This window comes from Mycobacterium sp. 4D054, from assembly GCF_052245755.1.
Classification (GTDB): Bacteria; Actinomycetota; Actinomycetes; order Mycobacteriales; family Mycobacteriaceae; genus Mycobacterium.
The window spans coordinates 116,165-126,214 of the sequence record NZ_JBQQCF010000013.1 but is presented as its reverse complement, the minus strand read 5'-3'; the positions used below and the strand labels follow the sequence as shown (position 1 = coordinate 126,214).

9 protein-coding genes and 1 pseudogene are annotated in these 10,050 nt (G+C 65.0%); 5 read left to right on the top strand and 5 right to left on the bottom strand.

Going from position 1 to position 10,050, the window contains the following annotated elements:
• Nucleotides 1-217 (top strand): aldehyde dehydrogenase family protein (locus ACTWP6_RS12330; RefSeq protein WP_443187826.1); only part of this gene is annotated, 217 nt, incomplete at its 5' end.
• 118 nt (nt 218-335) lie between these two features.
• Nucleotides 336-1,730: an aspartate aminotransferase family protein gene (locus tag ACTWP6_RS12325; RefSeq protein ID WP_443187825.1), complete on the top strand. Its 1,395-nt coding sequence runs from the start codon at nt 336-338 to the stop codon at nt 1,728-1,730.
• 311 nt (nt 1,731-2,041) lie between these two features.
• Here the strand turns inward: ACTWP6_RS12325 and ACTWP6_RS12320 are convergent, their stop codons facing one another.
• The 4 genes and pseudogenes from ACTWP6_RS12320 to ACTWP6_RS12305 all read right to left on the bottom strand — a co-directional run.
• A complete protein-coding gene (locus tag ACTWP6_RS12320) occupies nt 2,042-3,091 on the bottom strand; it encodes a substrate-binding domain-containing protein (protein ID WP_443187824.1) in 1,050 nt (349 codons plus the stop codon).
• A 67-nt stretch (nt 3,092-3,158) separates the two neighbouring features.
• Nucleotides 3,159-4,199 (bottom strand): ABC transporter permease, encoded by a 1,041-nt coding sequence (locus ACTWP6_RS12315; protein ID WP_260751025.1) that lies wholly within the window; start codon nt 4,197-4,199, stop codon nt 3,159-3,161.
• Nucleotides 4,196-5,764 (bottom strand): sugar ABC transporter ATP-binding protein, encoded by a 1,569-nt coding sequence (locus ACTWP6_RS12310; RefSeq protein WP_443187823.1) that lies wholly within the window; start codon nt 5,762-5,764, stop codon nt 4,196-4,198. Before ACTWP6_RS12310 ends, ACTWP6_RS12315 begins: the two co-directional genes overlap by 4 nt.
• Nucleotides 5,761-6,111, bottom strand: a pseudogene (locus ACTWP6_RS12305) (zinc-binding dehydrogenase); the annotation flags it as partial. The gene ACTWP6_RS12310 and the pseudogene ACTWP6_RS12305, both read right to left, overlap by 4 nt.
• Nucleotides 6,112-6,151: 40 nt before the next feature.
• On the opposite strand from ACTWP6_RS12305, the gene ACTWP6_RS12300 reads away from it, so the two are divergent.
• Nucleotides 6,152-6,925: an SDR family oxidoreductase gene (locus tag ACTWP6_RS12300; protein ID WP_443187822.1), complete on the top strand. Its 774-nt coding sequence runs from the start codon at nt 6,152-6,154 to the stop codon at nt 6,923-6,925.
• Between the two features lie 296 nt (nt 6,926-7,221).
• On the opposite strand, the gene ACTWP6_RS12295 is transcribed toward ACTWP6_RS12300, so the two are convergent.
• On the bottom strand, nt 7,222-8,832 hold the full coding sequence (locus ACTWP6_RS12295) for an FAD-dependent oxidoreductase (RefSeq protein WP_443187821.1): 1,611 nt from the start codon (nt 8,830-8,832) through the stop codon (nt 7,222-7,224).
• Between the two features lie 301 nt (nt 8,833-9,133).
• Between ACTWP6_RS12295 and ACTWP6_RS12290 the strand changes: the two genes are divergently transcribed.
• Together ACTWP6_RS12290 and ACTWP6_RS12285 are read left to right on the top strand one after the other, a co-directional pair.
• On the top strand, nt 9,134-9,634 hold the full coding sequence (locus ACTWP6_RS12290; protein WP_443187820.1) for a TetR/AcrR family transcriptional regulator: 501 nt from the start codon (nt 9,134-9,136) through the stop codon (nt 9,632-9,634).
• A gap of 48 nt (nt 9,635-9,682) precedes the next feature.
• On the top strand, nt 9,683-9,895 hold the full coding sequence (locus ACTWP6_RS12285) for a hypothetical protein (protein WP_443187819.1): 213 nt from the start codon (nt 9,683-9,685) through the stop codon (nt 9,893-9,895).
• Nucleotides 9,896-10,050: the final 155 nt, after the last annotated feature.

Here is a 10,050-nt window from a genome sequence, read left to right as displayed (position 1 = left end):
CCAAAACGAGGTCGAGGTCGGCATGGTCGGCATCAACGTGCCCATCCCCGTTCCCATGGCCTACTACAGCTTCGGCGGCTGGAAAGCCTCCCTGTTCGGCGACAGCCACGCCCACGGCACCGACGGCATCCAATTCTTCACCCGCCAAAAAGCCATCACCACCCGCTGGCTCGACCCCAGCCACGGCGGCATCAACCTCGGATTCCCCACCAACTAAGACCACCCCCACAGTCCGCGAGCGTGCGTGTCCGCAACCGACACGCCGCCCGCAGACCCAACTTCACGCACCCTCGCGCCGACGGCTTTCCACCTCCCCTCTTGCCAAAGGATCGATTGTGACCATCACCGATCAGCCCACCGACCTCACCTCGCTGCCCACTGGCGAGGGCATCGATGCGGCCATCGCCCGCGGGCAGCGCGCCTACGAACTGGACCGCAAGCACGTGTTCCATTCGTGGTCGGCGCAGGCGCAGATCAACCCGATGACGGTGCTGGCCGCGCAGGGTTCCTACGTCTGGGACGGCGACGGCAACAAGCTGCTGGACTTCTCGTCGCAGCTGGTGAACACCAACATCGGCCATCAGCACCCGAAAGTCGTTGCCGCCATTGCCGAGCAGGCCGCGAAGCTGTGCACGATCGCCCCTCAGCACGTCAACGACGCGCGGTCGGAAGCGGCGCGACTGGTCGCCGAGCGCACCCCGGGTGACCTGAACCGGATCTTCTTCACCAACGGCGGCGCGGACGCCGTCGAGCACGCGGTGCGGATGGCCCGGCTGCACACCGGCCGCTACAAGGTGCTCTCGCGCTACCGCTCCTATCACGGTGGCACCGAGACCGCGATCAACCTCACCGGTGACCCCCGCCGCTGGCCCAACGACCACGGCAACGCCGGGATCGTGCACTTCAACGGCCCGTTCCTGTACCGGTCGACGTTCCACGCCGAGACCGAGGAGCAGGAAAGCCAGCGCGCGCTGGAGTATCTCGACCGGTTGATCCAGATGGAAGGACCGTCGACGATCGCGGCGATCATCCTGGAGTCGGTTCCGGGCACCGCGGGCATCATGGTGCCCCCGCCCGGCTACATGGCCGGGGTCCGCGACATCTGTGACCGCTACGGCATCGTGTTCATCGCCGACGAGGTGATGGCCGGCTTCGGCCGTACCGGAACGTGGTTCGCCATCGAGAACTTCGACGTCGTGCCCGATCTGATCACCTTCGCCAAGGGCGTCACCTCCGGTTACATCCCGCTCGGCGGCGTCGCGATCAACGATGCGATCTACTCGACCTTCGCCGACCGGGCTTATCCGGGTGGCCTGACCTACTCCGGCCATCCGCTGGCGACCGCCTGCGCGGTCGCGACGATCAACGCGATGGAAGACGAAGACATGGTGGCCAACGCTGCCCGCATCGGCGAGCAGGTGCTCGGACCGGGTCTGCGCGATCTCGCCGCCCGGCACCGCTCGGTCGGCGAAGTCCGCGGCCTCGGGGTCTTCTGGGCGATCGAGCTGGTCGCCGACCAGGCGACCCGAGAGCCGCTCGCTCCCTACGGCGGGTCCAGCCCGCCGATGGCGGCGGTGCTGGCGGCGTGCAAGTCGGGCGGCATGCTGCCGTTCGCGAACTTCAACCGCATCCATGCCGTGCCGCCGTGCAATGTCACCGACGACGAAGTGGCCGAAGGACTTCAGATCCTGGACGCCGCGCTGACCGTCGCCGACGAGTACGCCGTCTGAGTCACCCGTCCCGCACCTGACGTATTGGCGATCGCCCTTCCTCCACCCGTTGCCCGGGTGGCGGAGGGGCGATCTGCGTATCCGAGGACGTCAACCGGCACACAGGTATCCGCGTTCGACGATGGGCGCTGACGAGGGCCTGTCGGTGCCTCCCCTTGAACACTGCGACGAATTGATGTCGCCCAACCTGATCCGAGCGGTGACCGACGCGGACTGAGTGGCATCGACACGACGTGTGAGCGCGGTGTCCTCCAACGACAACGAGGACCGGCCACCGATGGTGGGCCGGTCCTCGTCGCGGATGGCTGCGATCAGGGCTGCGTCTGCCCCGGAATCCCCTCGTAGGCGATATCGCCGGTCTCCAGGTTCTTCTTGATCAGCTCGGACAACCCGTCGAGGAACTGCTGCCGCTCGGTCACCACGTGCTGGATCGCGACGTCGACGTTGTCCTTGGTGATGGCGGGCATGATGTACACCGGCTCGGTGTTGACTTCCTCGCCCTTCGCCAGCGCGTTGGCCACGGCAAGGCCGGCCGCCAGTTCGACGGTGCCGTTCTGCAGCGACGTCCCGATGAACTCACCGCTCTTGACGGCGTTGAGGCCGTCCTCGATGCCGTCGATACCCACGATCGGCACGCCGGTGCGGCCGGACTCCTTGAGCGCCTGCAGCGCTCCCAGACCCATGTCGTCGTTCTCGGCGACCACACCGTCGATCTGGTTGCCGAAGCCGGAGATCCAGTTCTTCATCTTGTTGACGGCCTCATCGCGCTTCCAGTTCGCGGTGTCCATGGCCAGCACCTTGATATCCGGGTAGTTGGCCAGCACGTTGTTGATGCCCTTGGTGCGATCGATCTCACCGGACTGTCCCAGCGGTCCCTGCAGGATCACGATGTTGCCGCGACCACCGAGCGCATCGGCCATCATCTGCATTTCCTGCTCACCGGCGGCCACATCGTCGGGCTGCACGTTACCGGCGACGTCCGGGCTGTTCAGCGCCGCGTTCACCGGCACCAACGGAATGCCCTTCTCCTTGGCGGTGGCCACCTGCGGGCCCAACGAATCCGCCTGCACCGGAACGACGATGATCGCGTCGACACCCTGGTTGATCATCGAGTCGACCTGGTTGGCCTGGGTGGAGACGTCCAGATTGGCCGAGTTCCAGATCAGTTCGATGTTGTTGTCCTTGGCGTAGGCCTCCATGCCTTCCTTGCCCGCGGTGATGAACGAACTCATGTCGTACACCGAGACACCGATGCGGGTGGTGTCATTGTTGGCCGTCGTGTCACCCGCGCCGCAGGCGGTCAGGCCGAGGCCGAGGGCGCCCACCGAGGCGATCGCCGCGATTCTGGTGGTCAGTCTCATGTCATTCTCTCTTTTCGATTGCAGTGATTCGAGGTTGAAAGGCCCTGCGACGGTCAGTGTTCGGTAGTCAGGTTCGCCTCCTGGATGACCACACGTCGACCGCGACCGCGGCGACGATCAACACGCCTTTGATGACGTCCTGCCAGTAGGCGGGGACCACGAGGATGTCGAGACCGTTGTTCAGCGTCATGATCATGAACAGCCCGAGCGTCGTGCCCCAGATACTTCCGCGACCACCCATCAGGCTGGCACCACCGATCACCACGGCGGCGATGGCGTCGAGTTCGTAACCGTGTCCGAGGTTGGGCGGTCCCGAGATGACGCGCGAAGCCAGCATCACGCCGGAGAGCCCGGCCAGCAGACCCGAGAACGCATACACGCTGAACAGCACGTTCTTGGCGTTGATGCCGGCGAGTTCGGCGGCGTTGCGGTTGCCGCCGACGGCGTACACCCGCATGCCGTAGGACGTGCGTTTCATGATGATGGCGAGCGAGACGATGCCGATGATCATCAGCAGCACCGGGATCTGCAGGCCCAGGATCTTGGTGTTCGCGATCGAGCCGAATTCGGCTGGCAGGCCGTTGATCGGTGCGCCGCCGCCGATGACGTAGGCCACGCCGGAGCCGGCCGTCAAGGTGCCCAGCGTCGCGATGAACGGTGGCACGTTGATGCGCGACACCAGAACTCCGTTGATGCAGCCAAATGCCAGACCGACGGCCATCGCCACCGTGACCGTCATCCAGACCTGCCCGGGGTTCGCCTTGGCCGTCGCCGCACCAGCCATCGCCGACACCGCGATCACGCTGCCCACCGACAGGTCGATGCCGCCGGTGAGGATCACCAGCGTCTGGCCCAGTGCGATCAACGCGAAGGGAGCGGCCGCGACCAGGATGGTCACGAGATTCTCGGGTGTCGCGAAACGCGCGCTGCGGTAGCTGAAGTAAGCGATCACCAGCAGCACCACGATCACCATCGAGTAGCGCAATGCAACGCCCGAGAACCATTGCCGCGAGAAGAGTTTCACCGGCTCGCCGGTGACCGGCGACGCCACCGTCGGGGCCTTGGACGGCCCGGGGGGCTGCTGGTCTGCGTCGACGTCGGTCGTCATGGTGCCTCCTGCTGCGTCGTGGTCTTGGTTCCGCCGTCCAGTGCCGTCGCCAGGCGGAACACCGATTCCTGCACTTCGGGATGATCGAGGGCATCACGGTCGAGCTCGCCGACCAGGGCGCCGCCCCGCATGACGAAGGCCCGGTGTGACAGGCCCACGATCTCGGGCATATCCGACGACGCCATCAGCACCGCCATCCCCTGGGCAGCGAATTCGGTTACTATACGGTAAATCTCACTGCGCGCACCGACGTCGACTCCTCGAGTGGGCTCATCCAGCAGCAGCACGTTCACATCGCCGGTGAGCCAGCGCGCGAGCACCACCTTCTGCTGGTTGCCGCCGGACAGCGTGCCGACCTCCTGTCCGAGCCCGCGGCTGCGCAGCCCCACCGACGACATCACATCCGACACCGCCTTGGTGCGGGCTTTACCGCGCAACCAGCCCGCAAGGGAGAACGACGACAACCGCGGCAAAGTCCCGTTGTCCAGCACGCTCATCGACAGCACGGCACCGGAGAGCTTGCGGTCTTCGGGCACGATGGCCATACCGGCGGTGATCGCCGCGGCGGGATGATTGCGTTTGACCACCTTGCCCCGCACGGTGATCACACCCGCAGTGCTGGTGCGGGCACCGAAGATCGCTTCCAGCAGTTCGGTTCGTCCGGCTCCGACAAGGCCTGCCAGCCCGACGATCTCACCCGCCTTCACCGTGAATGAGACGGGCCCGGTAGCACCTTCGACCTGAAGATCGCGCACCTCCAGTACCGGCTCGGTGCCCGGGGTCGGCCGGTCGGGGAACACCGCGTCGAGTTCCCGGCCGATCATCGCGGTGACGATCTCGTCGTCGGTGATGTCATCGATGCCCTTGTCGAGGATCAGCCCACCGTCACGCAGCACCACCACCCGGTCGGCGATGGCGCGGATCTCGGCCATCTTGTGGGTGGTGTAGACCATCGCGACGCCGTGCTCACGCAGGGTGCGCACCACTTTGTAGAGGCCTTCCACCTCGCGCTCGGAGATCGCCGATGTGGGTTCGTCGAGCATGACGACCCGGGCGCCGGTGCGGGCAGCCTTGACGATCTCGACGATCTGACGAAGGCCGACGGGCAGACTGCCCATCCGCGCCGACGGGTTGATCTCGAGGCCGAACACGCCCAGCGCGTCACGGGCCTCGTCGATCATCGCTCGCCGATTCAGGAATGGACCGATCTTGAGTTCCCTACCGACGTAGAGGTTCTCATAGACCGTCATGTCCTCGATCGAGGCCAATTCCTGCGGCACGATCGCCACCCCATGCCGGACCGCGTCCTTGGTGTTACCCGGGGTCAGGGTGGTTTTCCCCACCTGCACCACACCGTGATCGGCGGTGTACTGCCCGCTGATGATCTTCATCAGTGTCGACTTGCCGGCCCCGTTCTCACCGGCCAGCGCGGTGACGGTGCCGGGGTGCAGTTCCAGCTCGATACCTTTGAGCACCGGCACCCCACCGAAGCTCTTGTGAATGTCGGTGCAGCGCAACAGCGACTGCGTGACGGTACCCGATGCCGGGGCATGTGCAGCGTTCACGCGGGCACCACGATCGATTTGAGGCTGGCCGGATCGGAGTCGCTGTCGAGTGCGTCACCGACGTGCTCGAGGTCGTAGCGGCCTGTCACCATACCGTCCAGGTCGATGGCGCCACTGACGACGAGATGAATTGCGGCGGGCCAAGTGTCGGTGTAACGGAACACCCCGGTCACGGTGATCTCATGGTTCGCGATGTGGCTGACCGGCAGCGCATATTCGTCGGCGCCCATGCCGACGAGCACCACGTGTCCGGCCGGCCCGACCGCCTTGATTCCGCTGACGACGGCGGCCGGCACGCCGGTGGCATCGACGAAGGCGTCGACCGGCTCGATCGCGGTGACGTCCACGATACCCCTGCCGATCATTCGACGAGGACAAGGACGACACATGACACCCAACACCGAACCGGTTGTGGACCTGGACTTTCCATTGAGCGACAAGGTTGCGGTGGTGACCGGCGGCGGCTCAGGCATCGGCGCGGCGATCGTCGCCGCATTCGCGGCGAAGGGCGCCCGGATAGCCGTCGTCGACCTCGACGGCGCGGCCGCCGCGGCACGGGCCGCCGAGGCCGGACCGGACAGTCGCGGATTCGCCTGCGACGTAGCCGATCCCACCTCCGTAACCGCCACGGTGAATTCCGTGGTCGACGCTTTCGGCCGCATCGACATTCTGGTCAACAGCGCCGGGGTCGTCATGCTCGCCCCCGCCGAAGATCTGCCGCTCGACGCCTGGGACAAGACCATCGACATCAACCTCAAGGGCACCTTCCTGATGTGTCAGGCCGCGGGCAGGCACATGCTCGCGGCGGGCCGCGGCGCGATCGTGAACACGGCGTCACAGGCGGCAACGGTCGCCCTTGATCAGCACGTCGCCTACTGCGCGTCGAAATTCGGTGTGGTCGGGGCCTCGAAGGTGCTGGCGGCCGAGTGGGGTCCCCGCGGCGTCCGCGTCAACACGATCTCACCGACAGTGGTGCTCACCGAACTCGGCCGCAAGGCCGGGGACGGACCGCGCGGCGACGAACTGAAGAAGCTCATCCCGATGGGCCGCTTCGCCTACCCCGACGAGATCGCGGCGGCCGCAGTGTATCTCGCCTCAGACGCGGCGGGCATGATCACCGGTGCCGACCTGCTCATCGACGGCGGCTACACCATCAAGTGAATTGACGGTGGGCGCACACCAGTCCAGTCGTGCGGCCGGAACCCCGCGCCGCCGCCAACTGCTCCCCCGTCCCCGCACGAACGCCATATGGGCAGGAAGTGCAGCTGCTGCGGCTGTGTTAGCGAGGGTTTCAAGATCGGCGATGACTACTTCCCTGCCAAAGCCGTTCAACCGGTGAACCGTGGCGGATACGACGAGGCCGAAGCCGACGGTATCAAGCACCGCTTCCGATATGAACAAGGATTCGGCGCGAACGCACCGCGGGCGTCCCGTGCATGGAGTTCGCCGCCGGTGTTCTACATGCGCTCGGCGGCAGCGTCAGTCATCTCTTTGACGGCTAGGAATTTGTTCCGCGGTCGCGTATACCGTTCGCCGCGAACACGTTCAGCCCGGTCGATCCGCTTCCATCCTTGCCAGTCAACGGGTTCTGCTCCGCGCTCCGCCATCAAGCTGTCGAGGGCGGTACGTTCTGGGCGGGGGGTATCCGGTAACACACCGGCGTTGAAGTCGGCGAGAAGCGCCGCGACGGTTTCGGCGGCGCACATCCGGTTTGAGCCGATGACTCCGCGTGGTCCGCGCTTGATCCATCCCGTGACGTAGACGCCCGGCAACGGAGCGCCGGCATCGTCCACGACGCGGCCGCCATCATTGGGCACGGTCGCTGTCGCGGCGTCGAACGGCAGGTTCGGAATCGGCCTGCCGGAGTATCCGATCGAGTGGAGCACCAGACCAGCAGCGAGGTCGTCGGTGACGCCGTCGCGCGATACGCGGACGCCCTCTGCATGGCCACTGCCCAGGACTTCGAGTGGGGTGGAGTGGAAACGGAAGACGATGGTCTTGTTACCGGGATGGTTGGGTGTCTCTGCATATTCGCGGCAGAGTTGCAGTTTGGTTTTGGTGATCATGTCGTCGCCATCTGAGGGATCCAAACTTGAGGGCGCACAGTCGATAGCGACGTCTACGCCGTCGAGGTGCGCGAGAGCGAGAAACTCGCCGACGGAGAATGCTGCATCGCGTGGGCCGCGCCGGCCGATGATGACGACTTCCTCGATACCGGACTGTGCGACGGCGTTGAGGGCATGGTCCGCGATATCGGTGGCGGCGAGCTGTTGCCGGTCAGCGAGCAGTACTCGTGCCATGTCAAGTGCGACGTTGCCGTTGCCGAGGATGACCGCGCGCGACGATCCGAGGTCGAATTGATGGTCAGCGTGGTCGGGGTGGCCGTTGTACCAGCCGACGAAATCTGCCGCAGCGTGACTACCAGTCATGTCCGCGCCAGGTATGTCCAACGTCCTGCCCGAGGAAGCGCCAACAGCGTAGATCACGGCGTGGTGGTGTTCGAGCAGCTCATCGTGGCTGATCTGTTGTCCGACTTCGACGTTGAAATAGCACTGCGCGCGCGTCGATGCTAGGGCTCGATCGAAGAGACCGACGACGGCCTTGGTGGCCTGGTGATCTGGGGCGACTCCGGCGCGGATGAGACCAAAAGGTGTGGGTAAGCGCTCGAACATCGAAATTTCTACCCCGTCTACGGCGATGAGGTCGGCCGCGGCATAGCAGGCGGCCGGCCCCGCGCCCACGATCGCTACGCGAAGCGCTCCCGTAGCGACCGGGCTGTGCTGCTGCTCCACCCAGGGACCGTCAGCCCCTTCCTGATGTTGCTCGAAGTAGGCCGCATTGATGTCGGCGAAACGCGCCTGGCTGGGCGGCAGGTCGTCGACATAGTCGATGGCGCCGACAGGACACTCCTCCATGCACGCCCCGCAGTCGATGCATGCCTCTGGATCGATGTACAGCATCTCCGCGCCCGCCAGCGCTGCGCCCCCAGTGGGGCGGATGCAGTCGACCGGACACACGGGAACGCAACTGGCGTCCTTGCAGCAGTTCTGCGTGATTACGTAAGCCACGGCGTGCTCCTGTCTTTCCTCGGACTGAATGCCCCTACCGGCTTCGTCACCGGATGTCGGCCAATCCCCATGCCAAGCTGACCACTACTTGCGACGCCATAAACTGGACACTTGTCTAGCATAATAGGGTCTATGATAACTTTGCAAAAAGAGGCTCGTGGTGCTGTTTCATTGCAGCTAGAGGGCTATTACTGCCACCTTCGAACTTGCAGACAGCCAGCAGTCGATAGATCAGCGATGACCGTACGCACCCAACAAATAGACAGGTGTCCAATGCAGCTCCGGACGGTTCAATCGAAGGGTGCCGACGTTGCCTTCGCCTAGTGAGTTCCGCGGCCCCAACAATGACGGCGATTGGCTGGGAAGTTCCACCCCCGGCGACGGTAAAGGTGTGGCCCTGCCCGAAGATGCCTTGACCACCGACAGTCAGCGCACGCGACGATCACGGATTCTGGACGCCGCGGTCGAGCTCGCGGGGCGCGGTGGTTACGACCGTGTGCACATGCGCGACATTGCCGAAGTGGCAGACGTCTCGCTCGCCACGGTCTATCACTACTTTCCGTCGAAAGTGCATTTGTTGACCATCGCGTTGTCGCGGGAGCTGCTGCGCTTCGACTCATTTCTGCTCGATGACTTGCAGGGCGTCGAAGACCCCTTCGCGCGGTTGCGGCTTGTTGTGTGGCGCCTCATCAACGGCATGGAGGAGTCCGACCGGGTGACCGAGGCACTGGCTCACGCATACGTGGCTTCACACGCCGCGGCTGCAGCGGAAGCCGATACGGTGCGCCGCCAGACCACCTAACTGTTCGCCCATCAGATAAGTCGTTGTTCGCACGCCGATTTCGTGCCGATGAGCGTCACCGCCGAAGTGCTCGCCGATGTCTGGACCTCAGAGATTCTCGGCCTGGTGCAGGGACCCAGGACCTACGCGGACATACGCCGCCGCCTGAGCACAGTCATCGACCTGGTCGCCCGAGGGCGCAGCGCCGGTGCACACCAAGCAACCCCGATGGGCTTCGCCGACAGCGCCGCACCAATCGAGAGCAACGGTTCACATGACTGAGATGACAGCCGGCTTCGACACCAACGGGTACCTGGAGGCAATGCTGGGCGGATACCGCGCCCGTGTCGCCCCGGTCAATGTGAACCATCGCTACGTCGGCGCCCAATCTGTTCCCGAATCGACGGCAGCTTCGCGACGGGGGCCCCGCCCGAGGG